This window comes from Jiangella endophytica (assembly GCF_003427025.1).
Classification (GTDB): Bacteria; Actinomycetota; Actinomycetes; order Jiangellales; family Jiangellaceae; genus Jiangella; species Jiangella endophytica.
This window is the reverse complement of record NZ_QVAI01000001.1, coordinates 197496-218273: the sequence shown is the minus strand read 5'-3', so window position 1 is coordinate 218273 and position 20778 is coordinate 197496. Positions and strand designations below refer to the sequence as shown.

The following is a 20778-nucleotide window of genomic DNA, read 5'->3' as shown; positions in this document are numbered from 1 at the left end:
GCCCATCTCTACACCGCCACCTCGAAGCCGCCGATCCAGCTCTGCATCGACGACATCAGCTCGCCCCACAGCCCGGTGACCAGCAGGACGCCGAGCGCGATCAGCATGATGCCGCCGGCCCGCATGATCGCCTGCTGATGCTTGCGCACCCACTGGAACCAGCGCGTCGCCCGCTGGTAGGCCAGCGCCGCCAGCAGGAACGGCACGCCGAGACCCAGGCAGTACGCGAACGACAGCAGGGCACCACGGCCCGCGCTGGCCTCGGTGAAGGCCAGGGCCTGCACGGCGGCCAGCGTCGGCCCCATGCACGGTGTCCAGCCGATGCCGAACACCGCGCCCAGCAGCGGCGCGCCGGCCAGGCCCACCGCCGGCCGCGCCTCGGTGCGCCAGTCGCGTGACAGACCGGGCAGCCAGCCGGCGAACAGCAGCCCGAGCCCGATCGTCACGACGCCCATCACCCGCATGATGGTGTCGCTGTGCTCCAGCAACAGCGTCCCCAGGCCGCCGAAGAGCAGCCCGTACGAGACGAACACCACGCTGAAGCCCAGGATGAACAGCAGCACGCCGAGCACCAGCCGGCCGCGCCGCCCGGACGCCAGCTCCGCCCCCGACAGCCCGGTGACGTAGCCCAGATAGCCCGGGACCAGCGGCAGCACGCACGGCGACAGGAACGAGACGAGCCCGGCCAGCGCCGCCACCGGCACGGCCAGTGCCAGCGAACCGGTCAGGACGGTCTCGCCGAAGGAGCTCACGGTGCCTCAGCGGTGCCCTCCGCCGCGGCGGGAGTCTCCGCCACGACATCGCCGACGATGTCGGTCAGCGTCGCCTCGCCGAGCGGTCCCATGACGCGCGCGGCGATGCGGCCATCACGGTCGATGACCAGGGTGCTCGGGATGGCCGACGGCGGGATGGTGTCGCGGAACGCGAGCAGCGCGTCGGCCTTGGGGTCGTAGACGCTCGGGTAGGTGATGCCGAACTCGTCCTCGAACTGCAGCGGCGCCCGTGTCCCGTTGTCGCGGACGTTGACGCCGACGAACTGGACGCCCTGGGGCTCCAGCGCCGCGTAGGCGGCCTGCAGGTCCGGCGCCTCCTTGCGGCACGGCGGGCACCACGAACCCCAGACGTTCAGCACGACGACGTCACCGAGCTGGTCGGCCAGCTGGAAGTCGCCGCCGTCGAGCAGCTCGCCGCCGAACTCCGGCGCCGACTTGCGCTCGGCCGGCTGGTAGATGCTGATGGTGCCGTCGCCGGCGATGTAGCCGGCCTGGTTCGCGTTGTCGCTGCGCTCGACCTGGCCGTCGGAGCACCCGGCCAGCGCCAGGGCCGCCGCGGCCGCCAGCAGGACTGCTCGTCGCATCACGCACCCGCCGAGAAGGGCTTGCCGGTCTGGGGCAGAAGGTCGCCGGCGGGTTCGCTGTAGGCGACCGAGACGATGGTGTCGTCCTCGTACGTCACGGTGGTGAGGCTGGCCAACGAGCACTCCCGCCGCCGCGGGTCGTGCCAGAGCCGGCGGCCCTCGATGAAGCTGCGCGCCGTCCAGATCGGCAGCTGGTGCGAGACCAGGACGGCCTCGTGCCCGGCGGCGTCGCGGCGGGCGTCGCTCATGGCGGCGAGCATGCGGGCGGCGATGTCGCGGTACGGCTCACCCCACGACGGCTTGAACGGGTTGCGCAGGCTGCGCCAGTGCCGCGGGTGCCGCATGGAGCCGTCGCCGATGCCGAACGTGAGGCCCTCGAAGACGTTGAGCGCCTCGAGCAGGCGGTCGTCGACGCGGACCTCCAGGCCCAGCGCGTCGGCCAGCGGGGCGGCGGTCTCGCGGGCCCGCTCGAGCGGTGAGCTGACCAGCAGCGTGACGTCGCGGTCGGCGACCGCGCCGGCGACCCGCTCGGCCATGGCCTTGCCGAGGTCGGACAGGCGGTAGCCGGGCAGCCGGCCGTAGAGCACCTTCGACGGGTTGTGGACCTCACCGTGGCGCAGCAGGTGCACGCGGGTCAGCTCGCTCATGCCGCCTCCGCCTCGGCGGCGGCGGTCGCGGCGGCGGGCAGCGCCTGGGCGATGCGGTCGACGGCGCGGCCGTCGTGCGCGGCGCTGACGAACCAGGCCTCGAACGCCGACGGCGGCAGGTAGACGCCCGACTCCAGCATCGAGTGGAAGAACGCGCCGAACCGCTTCGTGCTGGTGCGCTTGGCCGCGGCGAAGTCGGCGACCGGGGCGTCGTCGGGCGTGAAGAAGATGCTGAACAGGTTGCCGGCGTACTGGACGCGGTGCGGCACACCGGCCGCGGTCAGCGCCTCACCGGCCAGCGCGCCGACGCGCTGCGCCGTGGCGTCGAGGTGTGCGTAGACCTGGGCGTCGGCCAGCCGCAGCGTGGTCAGGCCGGCCGTCGTCGCGACCGGGTTCCCCGACAGGGTGCCGGCCTGGTAGACCGGCCCGGCCGGCGCGAGCAGCCCCATGAGCTCGGCCGATCCGCCGAACGCGGCGGCCGGGAAGCCGCCGCCCATGACCTTGCCGAACGTCGTGAGGTCGGGCGTGACGCCGTCGAGTCCGTGCCAGCCCGAACGAGACACCCGGAAGCCGGTCATGACCTCGTCGAGGATCAGCAGCGCGCCGTGCTCGTGAGCGGTGTCGCGGAGGAGCGCGTTGAACCCCTCGGCCGGCGGGACGGCGCCCATGTTGCCGGCCGCGGCCTCGGCGATGACGCAGGCGATCTCGTCGCCGTGCTCGGCGAAGGCCGCCTTCACCGCGCCGGCGTCGTTGTACGGGAGCACGATCGTGTCGCCCGCGCTGGCGCCCGTCACGCCGGGAGTGTCGGGCAGCGCGAACGTCGCGAGCCCGCTGCCCGCCTGGGCCAGCAGCGCGTCGACATGCCCGTGGTAGTGGCCGGCGAACTTCACGACCTTGCTGCGCCCCGTGGCACCGCGGGCGAGCCGGATGGCGCTCATGGTGGCCTCGGTGCCGCTGGAGACCAGCCGGACCTGCTCGATGTTGGTGCGGGCGACGATCTCCTCGGCCAGCTCGACCTCGGGCTGGGTGGGGGTGCCGTACGACGTGCCCAGCGCGACCTGCGCGCGGACGGCCTCGACGACCGCCGGGTGGGCGTGGCCGAGGATCATCGGCCCCCACGAGCCGACGAGGTCGACGTACTCGCGGCCGTCGGCGTCGTAGAGGTAGGGTCCGGCGGCCCGCTGGATGAACCGAGGTGTTCCGCCGACCGCCCGGAACGCCCGCACCGGCGAGTTCACCCCGCCGGGCGTGACGGCCCGCGCCCGGTCGAAGAGCTCCGCACTGCGCGGCACGTCGTCGTTGGTCACCGCGTCATTCTCGCAAGCGGCCCGAGCAGCCCGAACGCCGCCCCCACAGCGATCGGGCCGCTCCCGCCGAGAGCCGTCTCAGCGCCGCAGGTGCGACCCGCGGAACAGCGACTCCGACTGGCTGCCGGGGTTGCCTTTGTCGGTGCCCTCGATGGCCGAGGTCGTCATGGCGAAGGTCAGCGTGGCATGCGCCGCGGCGTCCGACATCTCGTCCAGCGCCTGCTCCGACAGGTTGCTGAGGTCGTCGCACTCCTGGTGGTAGCAGGGGTCGTAGGCGAGGCCGGCGGTGCCGCCGTAGATCGCCGCCTCCTCGGCCGTCTTCACGCCTTCCGCGCCGGTGAACAGGCCTCCGGCCGGGATGCCGACGTTGATGAACGCGTCGTAGTCGGACCGTCCGTCGAACGCCGTCGGTTCGGTCTCCAGGCCCTGCGTGCCGAAGTAGTCGGTGAAGACGTCCTCGACGACGCCCGACCCGGTCGACCCGAGCGAGGCGGTGTCGGAGGCATCGCCGTCATAGACGAACCGCACGTAGTTCGGCGAGCCGACCATGTCGAAGTTGAGGTTGACGGCGGTGTTCTTGACCTGCCGCGGGGTGAGGGAGTCGACGTAGAACTGCGAGCCGATCAGCCCGGCCTCCTCGGCGCCCCACCAGGCGAACACGATCTGGTTGCGTGGCGCGATGTCGAGTGCGGCCAGCTGCAGCGCGATCTCGAGGTTCTGCGCCGAGCCGGACCCGTTGTCGTTGATGCCCTCACCGGCCGGGACGGAGTCGAGGTGCGCGCCGACCACGACCTGGCGGTCGCCGCGCCCCTCGCCCGTGGTGGCGAGCAGGTTGGCCGTCGGCACGTCGCGCGTGATCAGTGTGGAGGTCACCACGTGCACGACGACGGGACCGGCCTGGGTCCGGGCGTAGAGGTCCGCGCCCACGGCGAAGCTCGCCCCCAGGACCGGGATCGTCGCCTGGGTGTCGGCGCCGAGCGTGCCCGCGAGCGTCTCCGTCCGGCCCTCCTGACCCTCGTTGAAGATCACGACCGCGTCGTAGCCGGCGTTCTGCGCGTTGACCGCCTTCACGGTGAAGTCGCAGGTGCCGCGCTGGATCAGCGCGACCTGTGGCTCGGTCGCGGAGGCCGGAGCGAAGTCGGCGGCCTCGCAGCCGCTGCTGGAGCTGGGCTGCGCGGCCGGCGGGACGAGTAGGTCGTTGGTCGGCACGAGGGCGCCGGTCACGTCGCCGCTGCCGGAGTACTCCATGGTGAGGAAGTCGTCGGCCTCGGCATACGTGACGGGGTCCGGCGACACGCGCGCGAACGCCGGCGCGGCGAGCTCCTCGAACACGTCGAAGAGGAACGGCTGCACGGTGGTCTGGTATCCGGCTGCCTCGAGCTGGTCCTGAACGTACTCCAGCGACGCGTCGTACCCCGGCGTGCCGGACGCCCGTGTGCCGCCGTTGGCGTCGGCGATGGCCTGGAACGCCTGCAGGTGCTCCATGATGCCGTCGGCGGTGACGGCGCCCCGGAGTGCGGTGCTGTCGGTCGGCTTGGCCGCCCCCGCCAACGGCGCGGTGACCAGGACGATCGCCGCCGCGGCGGCAACGGCGCAGGCTGTGTTCCGCTTCATCTCGGCTCCCCAGTTCGTGGTGTCCTGGAGGGTCCTGCGGAACCCCATGCTGAGGGTGGAGGGTACGCCCGTGCCGTCTCGTGCGGAACCCCCTGCGGCCACACGAACGCGGCCGCAGGGGGTTCGGGGGGGTGGATCAGCGGCCGACGGTCTCCTCGACCCGCTTGCCGAGCGTCTCGTCGACGTTTCGCCAGTAGGCGTAGACGCGCTGGCGCAGGGCGTCGTCCTTCACCTGGCCGACGTGGCCGGCGATGTTGCCGGCCAGCCGGTCGCGCGCGGCGTCGTCGAGGACCTCGCGGACCAGCGTGCCGGCCTGGCCGAAGTCGTCGTCCTCGGAGTGCAGGGTGGCCGCGGCGCGCACCATCTCGCCGTCGGACTCCCAGCCGGCGTCGCCGACCAGCGACGGCTCGGCCGCCGGGCCGCCGTGGCTGTTCGGCGCGTAGACCGGACGCTCCGGCGCGGCGTAGGAGAACCGCATGGCGCCGTCCTTCGAGTACGAGTGAGCCTCGTTCTTCGGCGCGTTGACCGGCAGCTGCGCGTAGTTGGTGCCGATGCGGTACCGGTGCGCGTCGGCGTAGGAGAAGATGCGGCCGAGCAGCATCTTGTCCGGGCTGGCGGCGATGCCGGGCACGAAGTTGCTCGGCTCGAACGCGGCCTGCTCGATCTGCGCGAAGTAGTTCTCCGGGTTGCGGTCCAGCCGCAGCGTGCCGACCTTGATCAGCGGGTAGTCGACCTTCGGCCACACCTTGGTGAGGTCGAACGGGTTGAACCGGTAGCTCGCGGCGTCGGCGTACGGCATGACCTGCACGTGCACGGTCCACGACGGCGCGTCGCCGCGGGCGATCGCCTCGTAGAGGTCGCGGATGTGGTGGTCGGCGTCCTCACCGGCGATGCGGTCGGCGTCGGACTGGGCCAGGAACTCGTGGCCCTGGTCGGTGCGGAAGTGGTACTTCACCCAGAACCGCTCGCCGCCGGCGTTGATCCACTGGTACGTGTGCGATCCGAAGCCGTCCATGTTGCGCCACGTACGCGGCAGGCCGCGGTCGCCCATCAGCCAGGTGACCTGGTGCGCGCTCTCCGGCGACAGCGTCCAGAAGTCCCATTGCATGTCGTTGTCGCGCAGGTTCGAGCCCGGCAGCCGCTTCTGCGAGCGGATGAAGTCGGGGAACTTGATGGTGTCGCGCAGGAAGAACACCGGGGTGTTGTTGCCGACGAGGTCGTAGTTGCCCTCGGGCGTGTAGAACTTCAGCGCGAAGCCGCGCGGGTCGCGCCAGGTGTCGGGGCTGCCCTGCTCGCCGGCGACGGACGAGAACCGCGCCAGCGACTCGGTGCGGGCGCCCGGCTGGAACAGCGCGGCCTTGGTGAACTGGCTGACGTCCTCGGTGACCTCGAGGACGCCGAACGCGCCGCCGCCCTTGGCGTGCACCACACGCTCCGGGACACGCTCACGGTTGAACTGGGCCAGCTTCTCGACCAGGTAGTGGTCGTGCAGCACGATCGGCCCGTTCGGCCCGACGGTCAGCGAGTGCGCGTCGCTGGCCACCGGGGCGCCGGAGTTGGTGGTCGTGTGCGGCGTAGAGCTCATGCATTCTCCTCGTTCGCTGGTTGGCACTCGGGGCACAGCCCCCAGAAGGTCACCTCGGCCTCGTCGAGCAGGAAGCCGTGCGGGTGTGCGGGCGCCAGACACGGCGCCAACCCGGAGCAGTCGACGTCGACGATGACGCCGCAACCCCGGCAGATCATGTGGTGGTGGTTGTCGCCGACCCGTGTCTCGTAGCGCGCGGTGGAGCCGGCCGGCTCGATGCGGCGCAGCAGTCCCGCCTCGGTCAGCGCGTGCAGCACGTCGTAGACGGCCTGGGTGGAGACCGCGCCGAGCGAGCCCCGTACGTGCCGCGCGACGGTGTCGGCGTCGGCGTGGGACTCGCGCTCCAACGCGACGAGGACGCCCACGCGGGGCGCGGTGACCCGCAGCCCGGCCGCGCGCAGCCGCGACGTGGCGTCGTCGCGCAGCTCCTCGTCGGTGGGCACAGGTCGATCCTCGACGCTTTTCTGGAATGAGTCAAGTAAGCGTCCGATTCCAGTCGTTTGTCCCTTCGCGTTGGGGGAACGGTCCCGGTGCGGAGGTGACACGGTGTCGACGACCCTGGTTCCCACGGCCCATCGGACCGTCTCGATCAACGGTCTGGAGATCTTCTACCGTGAGGCTGGTCCGCCGGACGCGCCGGTCGTGCTGCTGCCGCACGGCTATCCGTCGTCGTCGTTCCAGTACCGCGGATTCATGGCGGCCCTCGGCGACCGCTGGCGCCTGATCGCACCCGACTACCCGGCCTTCGGCTACAGCTCGCAGCCGCCTCGGTCGGAGTTCGACTACACGTTCACCGGCTACGCAGACGTGCTCGACACCTTCCTGGCGAAGCTCGGCATCGACCGGTTCGCTCTGTACCTGTTCGACTACGGCTCGCAGGTCGGTCTCCAGCTGGCCATGCGGCAGCCGGAGCGCGTCGCCGCCCTGATCATCCAGAACGGCGACGCCTACGAGCACACCCTCGGCCCGAAGTACGAGCTGCTGCGCCGTTACTGGGCGACGCCGACCCCGGAGTTGCACGCGCGGCTGGAGGCGGCGGTCACCGAGCAGGGACTGCGCGAGGAGGTGCGGGGCGAGGTGCCGCCGCACATCGTCGAGCGCATCTCACCGGACCTGTGGCAGCAGGCATGGGCACGCATGCGGGAGCCGGAGAACCGGGCGATCATGGTCGACCTGTTCGCCCAGATCGAGGACAGCGTGGCGCTGTTCCCGGCCTACCAGTCGTATCTGCGCGGGCACCGGCCGCCGACGCTGATCGTGTGGGGCCCGCACGACGGCTACATGCCGTCCGAGGCCGCGCACGCGTACCTGACCGACCTGCCCGACGCCGAACTGCACGTGCTGCCCGACGGCGGCCACTGGCTGATCGAGACGCACCTGGGCGAGCTGGTGCGGCTCACCCGCGACTTCCTGGCGCGGGTGCACCCCTGAGCTCAGCGGTTGGCGCGCAGCCAGTGGGCGGCCTCGACCGCCCAGTAGGAGAGCACGATGTCGGCGCCGGCCCTGCGGATGGACGTCAGAGTCTCCAGCACGGCGCGGTCGCGGTCGATCCAGCCGCGCTCGGCGGCCGCCTGGATCATCGCGTACTCGCCGGAGATCTGGTACGCCGCGACGGGGACGTCGACGAGGTCGCGGACCCGGGCGAGCACGTCGAGGTAGGACATGGCCGGCTTGACCATGACCATGTCGGCGCCCTCCTCGATGTCGAGGGCGGTCTCGCGCAGCGCCTCCAGCCCGTTGGCGGGGTCCTGCTGATACGTCTTGCGGTCGCCGGTCAGCGACGACTCGACGGCGTCGCGGAACGGGCCGTAGAACGCCGACGAGTACTTGGCGGCGTAGGCGAGGATCGCGACGTCGGTGTGGCCGGCTGAGTCGAGGGCCGCCCGGGCCGCGCCGACCTGCCCGTCCATCATGCCGCTCGGCCCGACGACGTGGACGCCGGCGTCGGCCTGCGCGACCGCCATGCGGCCGTACACCTCGAGCGTCGCGTCGTTGTCGACCGAGCCGTCGGGCGCCAGCACGCCGCAGTGGCCGTGGTCGGTGAACTCGTCGAGGCAGAGGTCGGCCATGACGACGGTGGCGTCGCCCACCTCGGCGACGACCTCGCGGATGGCGGCGTTGAGCGGACCCTTCGGGTCGACACCGCCGGAGCCCACCGCATCCTTCCGCGACGGGATCGCGAACAGCATCAGCCCGCCGACACCGGCCTCGGCGGCTTCCAGCGACGCCTTGCGCAGCGACTCCATGGTGTGCTGCACCACGCCGGGCATGGACGGGATCGGCCGCGGCTCGGTGGCACCCTCGCGGACGAACATCGGCAGCACCAGGTGGCGCGGCTCCAATGACGTCTCGGCGACCAGCCGGCGCATGGCCGGCGTGCGGCGCAACCGCCGCGGCCGGATCTCCGGGTACCCCATGGTGTCCTCTCCCGACCCCTGAATGATCACGTCAAGTATGCGTCCTCCCGCTTCACCAGGCATGCATTCAGGGTGAAGCGGGAGAACCCCTACTGAACGTGATCATTCATTGGGCGCTCTTGCGGCGGGCCGAGGCCCGGCGCCGCTGCGACGGCTTGAGCACCGGCTCGCCGGCCTCGACCATGGCCAGCCGGCGGGTCAGGCCGAACTGCGCGAGCGCGTCGGCCAGCGCCTCGATGGACGGCTCCGGCGCCAGGACGTCGACCCGCAGGCCGTGCTCCTCGGCGGTCTTCGCCGTCGCCGGCCCGATGCAGGCGACGACCGTGGACGCGTGCGGCTTGCCGGCGATGCCGACGAGGTTGCGCACCGTCGACGACGACGTGAACGCGACCGCGTCGAACTTGCCGGTCTTGATGGCGTCGCGGGTCTCGGCCGGCGGCGGCGCCGCGCGCACCGTGCGGTACGCCGTGACGTCGTCGACCTCCCAGCCCATGTCCGTCAGCCCGGCCGCCAGCGTCTCGGTCGCGATGTCGGCGCGCGGCAGGAACACCCGGTTGATCGGGTCGAGCACCTCGTCGTACGGCGGCCAGTCGGCCAGCAGGCCGACGGCGGACTGCTCGCCGGACGGGACGAGGTCGGGCTCGATGCCCCACGACCGCAGCGCCTCGGCGGTCTTCTCGCCCACCGCGGCGACCTTGAGCCCGGACAGCGCCCGAGCGTCGAGGCCGTACGCCGTCAGCTTCTCCTTGACCGCCCGCAGCGCGTTGACCGAGGTGAACGCGATCCACTCGTAGCGGCCCTCGACCATGCCGCGCACGGCCTTGTCGATCTGCTGTGGGTTGCGCGGCGGCTCGACGGAGATCGTCGGGACCTCCTCGGGCACCGCACCGGACCGGCGCAACGCCTTGGACAGCGCGCCGGCCTGCTCCTTCGTGCGCGGCACCAGGACCCGCCAGCCGAACAGCGACTTGGTCTCGAACCACGACAGGGTGTCGCGGTGCTCGATGGTGTCGCCGACGATGACGACGAACGGGCCCTCGACCTTGGCCGCGCGGGCGTCGGCCGCGATGCCGCCGAGCGTCGACACGACGGTCTGCTGCTCGACGGTGCTGCCCGACGTCACGACGGCGACCGGCGTGGACGGCACCCGGCCGGCGTCGACGAGGGCGTCGGCGACGTGGCCGAGCTGCTCGGTGACGCCGGTCAGCAGGACGGTGTCGGCCGTACACGACCGCAGGTCGATCTTGCCGCCGACGTCGAAGATCTCGACGCTGCGACGACGGCCGGTGACCAGCGGGATGCCGGCGTGGGCCGCGACGGAGGTGGCCGTGGCGACGCCGGCGACCACCTCGAACGGGATGCCGGCCTTGGCGCAGGCGAGCGCTTCGTCGGCACCGGTGGCGTGGGTGAACGGGTCGCCGCCGAGCAGGCGCACGACACGCCTGCCTCCCTTGGCGGCTTGGACGACACGGCGCCCGCGCACGGACGCGGTCAGGGTGACGCCTTCGTCGTCGACACTGAGATCGACGACCTCGACGATGCCGGGGGCGTACGCGAGCATCGAGTGGTGCGCCGGTTCGTCGATGATGACGACGTCGGCTCCACCGAGCACCTCGACCGCCCGTAGGGTGAGCAGCCCCGGATCGCCGGGACCGGCGCCGACGAATGCGACGCCACCTTCTTCGGCGCGCTTCTGCGCGCCTCGCGGAGTGGTCACGACTCTATTCCTCCTTCGACGCCGGCCCAGCGGCGTCGACGACTGCCCCGGCCCCGTCGGCGAGAAGCTCGTGCGCGAGGTCGCGCCCGATCTGCTCCGCCCCCCCGAGGGATCCGGTGGCTGACTTGCGGATACTCACCGAGCCGTCGCGTGCTGCCACGACGGCCCGGATGTACAGCTCGAGACCACTTTCTCCCTCCGCCGCCTCGGCGTAGGCGCCCACGGGCGCCGTACAACCGGCCTCGAGCACGGCGAGGAGGGTCCGTTCAGCGGTGACCGCCGCTCTGGCGGCGGGGTCGTCGAGTGCGCCCAGCGCCTCGACGAGTGCGGTGTCGGCACCGCGGCACTCGATGCCGAGCGCGCCCTGACCCGGAGCGGGCAGCACCTGCATCGGGTCGAGCACCTCGGTGACGGAGTCGAGCCGGCCCAGCCGCGCCAGCCCGGCGCGGGCCAGCACGACGGCGTCGAGCGTGCCGTCGGTGACCTTGCCCAGCCGGGTGTCGACGTTGCCGCGCAGACCGACGATCTCGATGCCCAGCCCGAGCGCCCGCAGCTGGGCTTCGCGCCGTGGCGACCCGGTGCCGACGCGGGCGCCGGCCGGGAGGTCGGAGAGTTTGAGGCCGTCGCGTGCGCACAGCGCGTCGCGCGGGTCCTCGCGCTCCGGGACCGCGGCGAGCACCAGGCCGTCGGCCGGCGCCGTCGGGAGGTCCTTGAGCGAGTGGACGGCGAGGTCGACCCGGCCGTCGAGCAGCGCTTCACGCAGCGCGGCGACGAACACGCCGGTGCCGCCGATGCGGTCCAGCGGCGCCGTCGACACGTCGCCCTTGGTGGTGATCTCGACCAGCTCGACCTCGTGCCCGAGCGCGCGCAGGCGGTCCTGGACGTACCCGGCCTGGACCAGCGCGAGGGCGCTGCGCCGAGTACCCAGCCGCAGCGGGGTGGTCGTCATGGCGACACCGTCCCGTCGGGCTTGGCGACCGCGTCGATGGACCGGCGGTCGAGCGCGAACAGCTCGCGCAGCGCGGCCTCGTAGGACGCGCCGTCGGGCTGGGCGGCCAGCTCCTTGACCCGCACCGTGGGCTGGTGCAGCAGCTTGTCGACCACCCGCCGGACGGTGCGGGCGACCTCGGCGCGGGTGCGCTCGTCGAGGTCGGGCAGCCGGCTGACCATGCGGGTGAGCTCCGCGTCGACGACGTCGTCGGCCATGCTGCGCAGGGCGACGACGGTCGGCGCCACCTGGGCGGCGCGGCGGGCCGTGGCGAACGCGGCGACCTCGTCGGTGACGATCGAGCGGACGGCGGAGACGTCGCCGGCCATGCTGCGGGCGTCGGCGACGTCGTCGTCGGCGGCCTCGCTCAGGCGGGCGAGGTCGGCCAGCACGACGCCGGGGAGGTCGGCCACACCGGCGTCGACGTCGCGCGGCAGGGCGAGGTCGACGATGCCCAGCGGGCGGCCGCCGCGGTCCGCGACCGCGGTCTCGACGGTCTCGAACGGCAGCACGACGCCGGCCGCGCCGGTGCAGGAGATGACGAGGTCGACCTCGCGCAGCGCCCGCGGCACCTCCGTCATCGTGATCGCACGGCCACCGACGGCCTCGGCCACCCGGGTGCCGTTCTCGTGCGTGCGGTTGGCGACGACGACGTCGACGCCCTCGCGCTGCAACGTGGCCGCGGCCAGCGCCGCCATCGAGCCGGCGCCGACGACCAGCGCGGACGTGCCGGTGAGCAGCTCGCGCCAGGACGCGCCGCCGACCCGGCCGGACGTCCACCCCTCGGCGGCGACCGCCGGCAGGACCCGGGCCAGGCCGAGCGTGACCAGCGAGCGTCCGGCGGCGTCGATGCCGGTCTCGGCGTGCGCGCGCTTGCCGACCCGCAGCGCCGTCTGGAACAGCTCCGTCAGCACCCGGCCGGCGGCGCCCGACGTCTGCGCGAGCCGGAAGGAGTCGCGGACCTGGCCGAGGATCTGCGTCTCGCCGACGACCATGGAGTCGAGGCCGCTCACCACGTGGAAGAGGTGCGACACCGCGCGGTCGCCGTAGTGCACGTAGAGGTACGGCGTCAGCAGCTCGATGGGCGCGCCGGTGTGCTGCGACAGCAGCGCGCTGGCCTCCTCGATGCCGCCGTGGAACGTGGCGGTGTCGAGGTACAGCTCGAGCCGGTTGCAGGTGGCGACCACGACCGCCTCGGCGATCTGGTGCGACGACGGCACCTCGTCGAGCAGCTTGCCGACCCCCCCGCGGTCGAGCGCGACGGACTCCAGCACCTCGACCGGCGCGCTTCGGTGGGAGACCCCGATGGCCAGCACGCTCATCCGTTCACCGCCTCGGCCAGCTCGGCCGCCTGCTCGGCGGTGAGGGCCAGCGCGGCGCCGTTCTTGCGCTGCTCGTGGTAGGCGAGGATCTGCAGTTCGGTGGAGAGGTCGACCTTGCGCAGGTCGACGCCCTCGGGCACCTGCACGATGGCCGGCGCGAAGTTGAGGATGCTGGTGACGCCGGCCGCGACCAGGCGGTCGCAGACCAGCTGCGCGGCCCGCGCCGGGGTGGCGACGACGCCGATGGCGATGCCGAGGTCGTGGACGATCTGCTCCAGATCGTCGGCGCTGCGGACGTTGAGGCCGGCCACCTCCTCGCCCAGCCGGGTGGGGTCGGCGTCGACCAACGCGGCGATGCGGAAGCCGCGGGACGCGAACCCGCCGTAGTTGGCCAGCGCGTGGCCGAGGTTGCCGATGCCGACGATGACGACCGCCCAGTCCTGGGTCAGGCCGATCTCGCGGGTGATCTGGTGGCGCAGGAAGTCGACCTCGTAGCCGACGCCGCGGGTACCGTAGGAGCCCAGGTAGGAGAGGTCCTTGCGCAGCTTGGCGGAGTTGACCCCGGCCGACGCGGCCAGTTCCTCGGACGACACCGTCGCTACGCCCCGCTCGGCCAGTGTGGTGAGCGCCCGCAGATAGAGCGGCAACCGCGCGACCGTCGCCTCCGGCACACCGCGCTGCGCTGCTGCGGCTGGTGTCGGTGTGGACGACGGACGGCTGTTTCGGGTCACGACACTCCCCCGTAGGCCGGCGCGGAAGGCGACATCCGGGGGCCGGGTGACGGACCCGAACCGGCAGGACTTACGATGCGCCCCAGCCTAGACGCTTGTGAACGTGTGCACAAAGTTGCTGTTCTGGGCTGGATGTTCTATAAGGCGCCGGTGAGAGCGCGGCGCAGCCGATCGGCGTCAACCCGCCAGAAGTCGTGCTGAGCACCGTCGACGAACGTGACGGGGATCTGCTCGCCGTAGCGCCGCTCCAGGTCCGGGTCGCCGACGATGCTGCGTTCCGTCCAGCCCACACCCAGCTCGGCGCAGACCGCGGCGACGACGGCGCGGGCGTCGTCGCACAGGTGGCACCCCGGCCGGCCGAGCAGCAGGACGCGCGCGCCCGGGAGCTGATTCGAGTCCGTCACGGAGTCAACCGTACGCAAGCCCGGCCCGCCGTTAGTCTTGGCGACCATGCCGGGTTTGCGCTTGCGCAGGGAACGGACCGGGGCCGCGTCGCAACGGGCGCGGGCCGACGTCGCGGCCAGCACCGCCGAGGCGATCGCCGGCATCGAGCTGCCGTCCGACGCGCGCGCGGCCGCCTTCTTCGACCTCGACAACACCGTTCTGCGGGGCGCCTCGCTGTTCTACCTCGCCCGCGGCATGTACCAGCGCGGACTGCTGCGCACCAGCGACATCCTCCGGTTCGGCCGTCAGCAGCTGCAGTTCGCGCTCGGCGCCGAGGACCCCGACCACATCGTCGAGGCGCGGGCGGCGGCGCTGTCGTTCATCGCCGGCCGGTCGGTCGAGGAGCTGTCCCGCGTCGGCGAGGAGATCTTCGAGGAACTGATGGCCGACAAGATCTGGCCGGGCACCCAGGCGATCGCGCAGCTGCACATCGACCAGGGCCAGCGCGTGTGGCTGGTCACGGCGGCGCCGGTCGAGGTGGCGACGATCATCGCCCGGCGGCTCGGCCTGACCGGCGCGCTGGGCACCGTCGCCGAGCACGTCGACGGCGAGTACACCGGCCGGCTGGTCGGCGACCTGCTGCACGGAGAGGACAAGGCGGCGGCCGTCCGGTCGCTGGCCGCTCGCGAGGGCCTGGACCTGCACCGGTGCTCCGCCTACAGCGACTCCGCCAACGACATCCCGATGCTCTCGCTGGTCGGCTTCCCATGCGCGGTGAACCCGGACCGCAAGCTGCGCCGGCACGCCCGCAAGCGCGGCTGGCGGATCCGTGACTACCGGGCCCGGCGGCGCAACACGACGCTGGGCATCGCGGCCGGGACGGGCGCCGTCGCCGGCGCCGCCGTGGGCATCGTCGCCGCCCGGAAGCGCCGCTGACCCCGTCCGCACCCCGCCGTTGATCTTGGAGTTGTTCGGCCATCGCGGGCGATATGTCCGATAGATGGCCGAACTAATCCAAGATCAACGGCGGTGCGGCGTTGGGGTGTCGGGCGGGGCGGGGGCCGGCGGGACGGGGGCCGGCGGGGCGGGGGCCGGCGGGGCGGGCGCCGGCCTCAGCCGAAAGCGGGGCCGCGCAGCTCCAGCAGCTCGATGAGGGTCGCCTGGATGGTGTCGCGGACCTGGTCGGTCAGTTCGAACACCACCATGGGGTCGTCGGCGGCGCCGGGCGGGTAGTCGTCGGTGCGGATCGGCTCGCCGAACTCGATGATCCATTTCGACGGCAGCGGCACCAGCCCGAGCGGGCCCAGCCAGGGGAACGTCGGCGTCAGCGGGAAGTACGGCAGTCCGAGCAGCCGCGCCAGCGACTCCGCGTTGCCGATCATCGGGTAGATCTCCTCGGCGCCGACGATCGAGCACGGGATGATCGGCGCCTTCGTGCGCAGCGCGGCGGACACGAACCCGCCGCGGCCGAACCGCTGCAGCTTGTAGCGCTGCGAGAACGGCTTGCCGACGCCCTTGAAGCCCTCGGGCCAGACGCCGACCAACTCGCCGCTGCCCAGCAGCGCCTCGACGTCCTCGTTGCAGGCCAGCGTGGTGCCGCTCTTGCGGGCGAGGTCGGCGACCACGGGCAGCTGGAACACCAGCGTCGCGCCGAGTGCGCGCAGGTGCCGGGTCTTCGGGTGGGTGTCGTGCACCGCCAGCTGCGTCATGAGCGAGTCGAGCGGCAACGTGCCCGAGTGGTTCGCCGCGACCAGCGCCGCGCCGGTCTCCGGGACGTTCTCGATGCCGCGCACCTCGACCCGGAACCAGTGCTGGTAAAGCGGCCGCAACAGCGGCAGCAGCACGGTCTCGGTCAGTTCCGGATCGAAGCCGAACGGGTCGACCTCGAACTCGCCGGTCAGCCGGCGGCCGGCGAACGCGACCAGTTGGTCCAGCCGTTCGCCGTCGACGCCGAGGTGGTCGCGCAGGACCCTGCCGGCCGCCGACGCGACGCGGTCCAGCAGGCCGGGCAGCGGGCTATCGGCCACGAGTGTCCTCCCCGGTCAGGATGTTGCGGACGGCGTGCTCGACGGTGCGGATGCGGTCGCGGTCCAGCAGCCCGCCTCGGGTGCGCTCGTCGGCGAACGCGTCGAACGTCGCGACGGTGCTGAACACCGGGTCGAACTTCAACTGGGTGCGCATGCGCGTGGTCTCGACGCCGCGGCCGTAGGTGAGGAACCGCACCAGGGCGGAGTCCATGTCGACGATGCCGGCCCGCTTCAGCACGCCGCCGACGAACGGCGTGTTCAGCGTCGGCAGCGGCAGCCCCGGCCGTCCGGCCCGCCGCAGGGCCTGGCTCAGCACCAGGAAACCGTCGCCGGCCACGTTGAAGATGCCCGGCCGGTGCTCGACCGTCGCCAGCCGCAACGCCTCGATGCAGTCGAGCTCGTGCACCAGCTGGAAGCGCGGATCGCGGCCCAGGACCACCGGCACCACCGGCAGCATGAAGTAGTCGGTCAGGCCCGTACGGATCTGCGGGCCCAGCACGTTCGCGAAGCGCAGGATCGTGACACCCACGTCGGGGCGGCGCCGCGAGAAGCCGCGCACGTAGGCCTCGACCTCGCCGGCGTCCTTCTCGTACCCGCGTCGCGAGTGTGCCCCCGCCACCATGTCCTCGGCGAACAACGCCGGCGACTGCGGCCCCGAGCCGTACACCGTCGTCGACGACTTCACCACGACCTTGCGCACCGACCGCGAGCGCTGGCACGCCGCCAGCAGCTGCATGGTGCCGATGACGTTGATCTCTTTCTGCGGCGTGCGGCCGCCGGCGTCGGCGCGCGTCGCCAGGATGTTCATGTGCACGACGGTGTCCGGCGCGACCCGATCGATCGCCCGGCCGATGTCGGAGGTACGGATGTCGGCGCGCACGAATTCGGCGCCGCCGATGCTCTGTGTGGGCTCGACGAGATCGACGCCGACCACACGGTCGACGCTCGCCTCCGCCGAGAGGCGCTCAGCCAGCCGGGCGCCCAGATACCGGGCGACCCCCACCACCATGACAACCCTGGACACTCGTGTCCCGCTCTCCCCTGGAGCACGGCCGCGCGAGACACCACGCCCGCACGGCCGTCGGAGTGACTACTTGCCCATGCGGCGACGCTGCACGCGCGTCCTGCGCAGGAGCTTGCGGTGCTTCTTCTTCGCCATCCGCTTGCGGCGCTTCTTGATCACAGAGCCCACAGGGCACCCTCACTCGCAGGTCGATTGAACGCGCGCCAGCCGCGCGACCGGCCAAGCGTACCCGGCTGACCGGGGGCGTCGTCCAATCGGAGTCGCCCGTCCGCTGCCGGCCGCGAGGCCGCTCGGTGGAGCCGGTTCCCGCAAGGGAAGGAAACTAGCCGGCTTCCATGCCGCGGACATACGAATCGCGCAGGTACTCGTGGACGGCACTCTCCGGGATGCGGAACGACCGGCCCACCTGGACCGCCGGCAACGTGCCCGCGTGGACGAGGCGATACACCGTCATCTTCGACACCCTCATCGCCGTCGCCACCTCCGCGACAGTGAGGAATCGCACCTCTCCGAGAGGTGCTTCGGGCCCGTTGGTCGTCATCGCTCCTCCACGACGTGCCGGTGGCGCCCATGGGTTGGACGCGCATCTTCGGCGACGTGTTGCTTGATGGTAGTGGCGGATGTGACGGATGGGAAAGGGGGATCGAGAAGTGAATCGGGTTTGGGGTGTGTTTGGTCCTCAGTCGTGACCTTTGGGGCGCTCTGCTTCCTGGCGTGGGGCGCCGGATGGTGATGCCGGCGTCAGTAGGTGGGGTCGAGGGCGTGGGCCGGGAAGACGGCCAGCCGGGTCGCCTGGATGGCGCGGTCGAGGGGGTCCGCCGGGTCGTAACCGGCGGACCAGTCGGCGTGGGAGGGACGGGCGCCGTCGGTCATGCGCTGGGGTGCCGACTGGTGGTAGCGGGCCTGGACGTGTGCCCGCCAGCCGGCCGGAGTCGGTGTCGTGGGCTCGATGGGCCTCTCCGCGGCGATGGCCAGGAGGTGGGTCCAGGCGCGGGGCACCACGTCGATGAGGGCGTAGCCGCCGCCGCCCGTCGCGATCCAGCGGCCGTCGCAGAGCTCGTGGGCGAGGTCGTGCAGGAGGCGGTAGGACTCGCGCTGCCCGTCGAGCGTCAGCGCCAGGTGGGCCAGCGGGTCCTCGAGGTGGCTGTCGCAGCCGTGCTGGGTGAACAGCACCTGGGGCTGCCAGGCACGCAGCAGCGGCGGGACGACGGCATGGAAGGCGCGCAGCCAGCCGGCGTCGGAGGTGCCCGGCGGCAGCGCGACGTTGACCGCGCTGCCCTCGGCGCCCGGGCCACCGGTCTCGCTCGGGTAGCCGGTGCCGGGGAACAGCGTCCGCGGCGACTCGTGCAGGCTGATCGTCAGCACCCGGGGGTCGTCGTAGAAGACGGTCTGCACGCCGTCGCCGTGATGGACGTCGACGTCGACGTAGGCGACGCGCTCGGCCCCGGCGTCGAGCAGCGCCGTGATGGCCAGCGCGGGGTCGTTGTAGACGCAGAACCCGGACGCGGCGGCCGGCATCGCGTGGTGCAGCCCGCCGGCCACGTTGACGCCGTGCTGGGCACGGCCCTCCCAGACCGCGCGCGCCGCCGCGATCGTCCCGCCGGCCACCAGCGCGCTGGCGTCGTGCATGCCGGCGAAGCACGGGTCGTCAGTGGTGCCGAGGCCGTGCGCGAGGTCGACGGTGTCGGGGTCGGCACTGGCCGCCTTGACGGCGTCGACGTAGTCGGCGGTGTGCACCGTGCGCAGCGTGGCGTCGTCGGCCGGATCGGGCACCTCGACGTGCACGCCGTCGCCGTTCAGCACGCCCAGCTCGCGGGCCAGCCGGATGGTGAGGTCGACGCGGACCGGGTTCAACGGGTGCCCGGGGCCGAAGTCGTAGCCGGTCAGGGCGTCGGACCAGGCGACGTGCACGGTATGCATGGACGTGGTCAGACCGTCTCGCCGGACGACAACGCGCGGGAGCGGTCGCGGGCGGCCTCCGCGGCGGCGAGGAAAGCGGCGCGGACCTTGCCCTCGTCGAGCTGCCGAAGCGCCGCCGCCGTCGTGCCGCCGGGCGACGTGACCCGCTCGCGCAGCACCGTCGGGTGCTCACCGGTGTCGCGTAGCAGCTTGGCGGAGCCGGCCAGCGTCTGGACCACCAGCTCGGTAGCGGTGGCGCGGGTCAGGCCCAGGTGGACGCCGGCCTCGATCATGGACTCGACCACGTAGAACACGTACGCGGGACCGGAGCCCGAGATGGCCGTGACGGCGTCCTGCTGCTGCTCGGGGACCCGCGCGACCCGGCCGGTGGACCGCAAAAGGTCCTCGGCCTCGCGCAGGTGCTCCTCGCCGCTGTGCGAACCCGGCGAGATGGCGGCCATGCCCTCGCCGACCAGCGCCGGAGTGTTGGGCATGACCCGCACGACCGCGACGCCCTCGGGCAGTCGCGCCTCGGCGAACGCCGTGGTGATGCCGGCCGCCAGCGACACGAACAGCTGCCCGGGACGGGCCGACGCGGCGACCTCGTCGAGCAGCGCCCCGACGTCGTGCGGCTTCACCACGAGCAGCACGGTGTCGGCGCGCTTCACGGCCTCGGCGTTGCCGACCACCTCGACGCCGTACCGTTCGGTCAGCTCGGCCGCGCGGTCCGGGCGCTTCTCGCCGACCAGCACGTCGGCGGCGGGCCGGCCCTGCAGGATGCCGGCGAGCAGCGCCTCGCCCATCACGCCGGCGCCCAGGATCGCCACGGTCATTTCGAACTCGCCACCGATCGCAGGAGGAAACCGAGGTTGGCCGGCCGTTCGGCCAGCCGGCGGACCAGGTAGGCGTACCACTCCGGGCCGTAGGGGACGTAGACGCGCACCCGCTCGCCGGCCCGGACCAGCCGGACCTGCTCGCGCGAGCGGAGGCCGAAGAGCATCTGGTACTCGTAACTGCCCTGCTCGCGGCGGTGCCGGGCGGCCAGCGAACCGGCGATCTCGACCAGCCGGGCGTCGTGGGTGGCGATCATCGGGTAGCCGTCGCCGGCGAACAGCACCTTCATGCAGCGCACGTACGAGCGGTCGACCTCGCCGCGATCGCGGAACGCGACGCTCTCGGGCTCGTCGTAGGCGCCCTTGCACAGCCGCACCCGCGAGCCCTCGTGAGCGAGGTCGCGGCAGTCGGATTCGGTGCGCCTGAGCTGGGCCTGCAGCACCGCGCCGGCACTGGGGAAGTCGGCCCGCAGGTCGCGCAGGACGTCCAGCGTGGCGTCGGTGGTGGTGTGGTCCTCCATGTCCAGCGTCACCGTGGTGCCGGCGTCGGCGGCGGCCTGGCAGATCTGCTGCGCGTTCTCCAGCGCGATGGCCGCGCCGTCGGCCGGCAGGGCCTGCCCGATCGCCGACAGCGTCACCGACACCTCGACGTCGGGCGTGAGCTCGGCCTTGCGCAGCGCCTCGAGCAGCGCGACGTAGGTCTGCGCGATGGTCGTGGCCTGGGCACGGTCGTGGGTGTGCTCGCCGAGGTGGTCGACGGTGACGGCGAGCCCCTCGCCGGCCAGCTCGCCGGCCACCCGGACGGCGTCGCTCTGCTCGGAACCGGCGACGTAACGCGCGACGACGCCGCGGGTCAGCGGGAGACGCTCGACGGTGTGCCGGAGCCGCTCGCTGCGAGACGCGCCCAGCAGCGCCGAACGCAGCAT

At 72.4% G+C, this 20778-nt stretch carries 22 protein-coding genes; 2 read left to right on the top strand and 20 right to left on the bottom strand.

The features are described 5' to 3' along the window. Positions 1-8: 8 nt before the first annotated feature. From DZA62_RS01000 to DZA62_RS00970, 7 genes are all read right to left on the bottom strand, one after another. Complete coding sequence (locus tag DZA62_RS01000) at positions 9-752, bottom strand: cytochrome c biogenesis CcdA family protein (protein ID WP_116946924.1); 744 nt, start codon at positions 750-752, stop codon at positions 9-11. After that, positions 749-1357: a TlpA family protein disulfide reductase gene (locus tag DZA62_RS00995; RefSeq protein WP_116946923.1), complete on the bottom strand. Its 609-nt coding sequence runs from the start codon at positions 1355-1357 to the stop codon at positions 749-751. Before DZA62_RS00995 ends, DZA62_RS01000 begins: the two co-directional genes overlap by 4 nt. Next, positions 1357-2004, bottom strand: coding sequence for a histidine phosphatase family protein (locus DZA62_RS00990; RefSeq protein WP_116946922.1), 648 nt, complete (start codon positions 2002-2004; stop codon positions 1357-1359). Before DZA62_RS00990 ends, DZA62_RS00995 begins: the two co-directional genes overlap by 1 nt. Beyond that, on the bottom strand, positions 2001-3311 hold the full coding sequence (gene hemL, locus DZA62_RS00985; RefSeq protein WP_116946921.1) for a glutamate-1-semialdehyde 2,1-aminomutase: 1311 nt from the start codon (positions 3309-3311) through the stop codon (positions 2001-2003). The genes DZA62_RS00990 and hemL overlap by 4 nt, the downstream gene beginning before the upstream one ends. Positions 3312-3389: 78 nt before the next feature. After that, complete coding sequence (locus DZA62_RS00980) at positions 3390-4925, bottom strand: M28 family peptidase (RefSeq protein WP_116947510.1); 1536 nt, start codon at positions 4923-4925, stop codon at positions 3390-3392. 136 nt (positions 4926-5061) lie between these two features. Beyond that, the gene (locus DZA62_RS00975) at positions 5062-6510 is read right to left on the bottom strand and encodes a catalase (RefSeq protein ID WP_116946920.1); all 1449 of its coding nucleotides are present in this window, start codon (positions 6508-6510) and stop codon (positions 5062-5064) included. Next, positions 6507-6953: a Fur family transcriptional regulator gene (locus DZA62_RS00970; RefSeq protein ID WP_116946919.1), complete on the bottom strand. Its 447-nt coding sequence runs from the start codon at positions 6951-6953 to the stop codon at positions 6507-6509. The genes DZA62_RS00975 and DZA62_RS00970 overlap by 4 nt, the downstream gene beginning before the upstream one ends. Positions 6954-7056: 103 nt before the next feature. On the opposite strand from DZA62_RS00970, the gene DZA62_RS00965 reads away from it, so the two are divergent. Next, positions 7057-7941 carry an alpha/beta fold hydrolase gene (locus DZA62_RS00965; protein ID WP_198663297.1) on the top strand — a complete coding sequence of 295 codons (885 nt, stop codon included), beginning with the start codon at positions 7057-7059 and terminating at the stop codon, positions 7939-7941. Between the two features lie 2 nt (positions 7942-7943). On the opposite strand, the gene hemB is transcribed toward DZA62_RS00965, so the two are convergent. From hemB to DZA62_RS00935, 6 genes are all read right to left on the bottom strand, one after another. Beyond that, positions 7944-8927: a porphobilinogen synthase gene (gene hemB, locus DZA62_RS00960; RefSeq protein ID WP_116946918.1), complete on the bottom strand. Its 984-nt coding sequence runs from the start codon at positions 8925-8927 to the stop codon at positions 7944-7946. Positions 8928-9033: 106 nt separating this feature from the next. Beyond that, positions 9034-10674 carry a bifunctional uroporphyrinogen-III C-methyltransferase/uroporphyrinogen-III synthase gene (locus DZA62_RS00955; RefSeq protein WP_116946917.1) on the bottom strand — a complete coding sequence of 547 codons (1641 nt, stop codon included), beginning with the start codon at positions 10672-10674 and terminating at the stop codon, positions 9034-9036. Next, on the bottom strand, positions 10649-11593 hold the full coding sequence (gene hemC, locus DZA62_RS00950) for a hydroxymethylbilane synthase (protein WP_116946916.1): 945 nt from the start codon (positions 11591-11593) through the stop codon (positions 10649-10651). Before hemC ends, DZA62_RS00955 begins: the two co-directional genes overlap by 26 nt. Continuing rightward, entirely contained in the window at positions 11590-12954 is a 1365-nt protein-coding gene (locus tag DZA62_RS00945; protein WP_116946915.1) for a glutamyl-tRNA reductase, read from the bottom strand. Before DZA62_RS00945 ends, hemC begins: the two co-directional genes overlap by 4 nt. Then, positions 12951-13685 (bottom strand): redox-sensing transcriptional repressor Rex, encoded by a 735-nt coding sequence (locus DZA62_RS00940; protein ID WP_116946914.1) that lies wholly within the window; start codon positions 13683-13685, stop codon positions 12951-12953. The genes DZA62_RS00945 and DZA62_RS00940 overlap by 4 nt, the downstream gene beginning before the upstream one ends. Before the next feature lie 137 nt (positions 13686-13822). Beyond that, entirely contained in the window at positions 13823-14089 is a 267-nt protein-coding gene (locus tag DZA62_RS00935) for a glutaredoxin family protein (RefSeq protein ID WP_232827201.1), read from the bottom strand. A 46-nt stretch (positions 14090-14135) separates the two neighbouring features. Here DZA62_RS00935 and DZA62_RS00930 point away from each other — a divergent pair, with 46 nt between their 5' ends. After that, complete coding sequence (locus DZA62_RS00930) at positions 14136-15005, top strand: HAD family hydrolase (protein WP_116946912.1); 870 nt, start codon at positions 14136-14138, stop codon at positions 15003-15005. Between the two features lie 176 nt (positions 15006-15181). Here the strand turns inward: DZA62_RS00930 and DZA62_RS36165 are convergent, their stop codons facing one another. The 7 genes from DZA62_RS36165 to DZA62_RS00900 form a co-directional block, all read right to left on the bottom strand. Further along, a complete protein-coding gene (locus DZA62_RS36165; RefSeq protein WP_408618047.1) occupies positions 15182-16036 on the bottom strand; it encodes a lysophospholipid acyltransferase family protein in 855 nt (284 codons plus the stop codon). Between the two features lie 49 nt (positions 16037-16085). Continuing rightward, positions 16086-17120, bottom strand: a complete 1035-nt coding sequence (locus DZA62_RS36160) for an NAD-dependent epimerase/dehydratase family protein (protein WP_198663294.1) — start codon at positions 17118-17120, stop codon at positions 16086-16088. A 66-nt stretch (positions 17121-17186) separates the two neighbouring features. Further along, positions 17187-17288 carry a 30S ribosomal protein bS22 gene (locus DZA62_RS00920; protein ID WP_074946526.1) on the bottom strand — a complete coding sequence of 34 codons (102 nt, stop codon included), beginning with the start codon at positions 17286-17288 and terminating at the stop codon, positions 17187-17189. 154 nt (positions 17289-17442) lie between these two features. Beyond that, positions 17443-17661: a helix-turn-helix domain-containing protein gene (locus DZA62_RS37115; RefSeq protein ID WP_053206210.1), complete on the bottom strand. Its 219-nt coding sequence runs from the start codon at positions 17659-17661 to the stop codon at positions 17443-17445. 200 nt (positions 17662-17861) lie between these two features. Continuing rightward, positions 17862-19040 carry an acetoin utilization protein AcuC gene (locus DZA62_RS00910; protein WP_116946911.1) on the bottom strand — a complete coding sequence of 393 codons (1179 nt, stop codon included), beginning with the start codon at positions 19038-19040 and terminating at the stop codon, positions 17862-17864. Positions 19041-19048: 8 nt separating this feature from the next. Then, positions 19049-19852 (bottom strand): pyrroline-5-carboxylate reductase, encoded by an 804-nt coding sequence (gene proC / locus DZA62_RS00905; RefSeq protein ID WP_116946910.1) that lies wholly within the window; start codon positions 19850-19852, stop codon positions 19049-19051. Continuing rightward, a complete protein-coding gene (locus DZA62_RS00900) occupies positions 19849-20778 on the bottom strand; it encodes a proline dehydrogenase family protein (protein WP_116947508.1) in 930 nt (309 codons plus the stop codon). The genes proC and DZA62_RS00900 overlap by 4 nt, the downstream gene beginning before the upstream one ends.

What these genes read in the sequence shown, in the direction of transcription:
- DZA62_RS00900 (WP_116947508.1), bottom strand. Translation starts at nt 20,778, where the DNA reads ATGCTGCGTTCGGCGCTGCTGGGCGCGTCTCGCAGCGAGCGGCTCCGG.
- DZA62_RS00910 (WP_116946911.1), bottom strand. Translation starts at nt 19,040, where the DNA reads ATGCATACCGTGCACGTCGCCTGGTCCGACGCCCTGACCGGCTACGAC.
- proC (WP_116946910.1), bottom strand. Translation starts at nt 19,852, where the DNA reads ATGACCGTGGCGATCCTGGGCGCCGGCGTGATGGGCGAGGCGCTGCTC.
- DZA62_RS37115 (WP_053206210.1), bottom strand. Translation starts at nt 17,661, where the DNA reads ATGACGACCAACGGGCCCGAAGCACCTCTCGGAGAGGTGCGATTCCTC.
- DZA62_RS00945 (WP_116946915.1), bottom strand. Translation starts at nt 12,954, where the DNA reads ATGAGCGTGCTGGCCATCGGGGTCTCCCACCGAAGCGCGCCGGTCGAG.
- DZA62_RS00995 (WP_116946923.1), bottom strand. Translation starts at nt 1,357, where the DNA reads ATGCGACGAGCAGTCCTGCTGGCGGCCGCGGCGGCCCTGGCGCTGGCC.
- hemC (WP_116946916.1), bottom strand. Translation starts at nt 11,593, where the DNA reads ATGACGACCACCCCGCTGCGGCTGGGTACTCGGCGCAGCGCCCTCGCG.
- hemB (WP_116946918.1), bottom strand. Translation starts at nt 8,927, where the DNA reads ATGGGGTACCCGGAGATCCGGCCGCGGCGGTTGCGCCGCACGCCGGCC.
- DZA62_RS00990 (WP_116946922.1), bottom strand. Translation starts at nt 2,004, where the DNA reads ATGAGCGAGCTGACCCGCGTGCACCTGCTGCGCCACGGTGAGGTCCAC.
- DZA62_RS00930 (WP_116946912.1), top strand. Translation starts at nt 14,136, where the DNA reads ATGCCGGGTTTGCGCTTGCGCAGGGAACGGACCGGGGCCGCGTCGCAA.
- DZA62_RS00980 (WP_116947510.1), bottom strand. Translation starts at nt 4,925, where the DNA reads ATGAAGCGGAACACAGCCTGCGCCGTTGCCGCCGCGGCGGCGATCGTC.
- DZA62_RS00975 (WP_116946920.1), bottom strand. Translation starts at nt 6,510, where the DNA reads ATGAGCTCTACGCCGCACACGACCACCAACTCCGGCGCCCCGGTGGCC.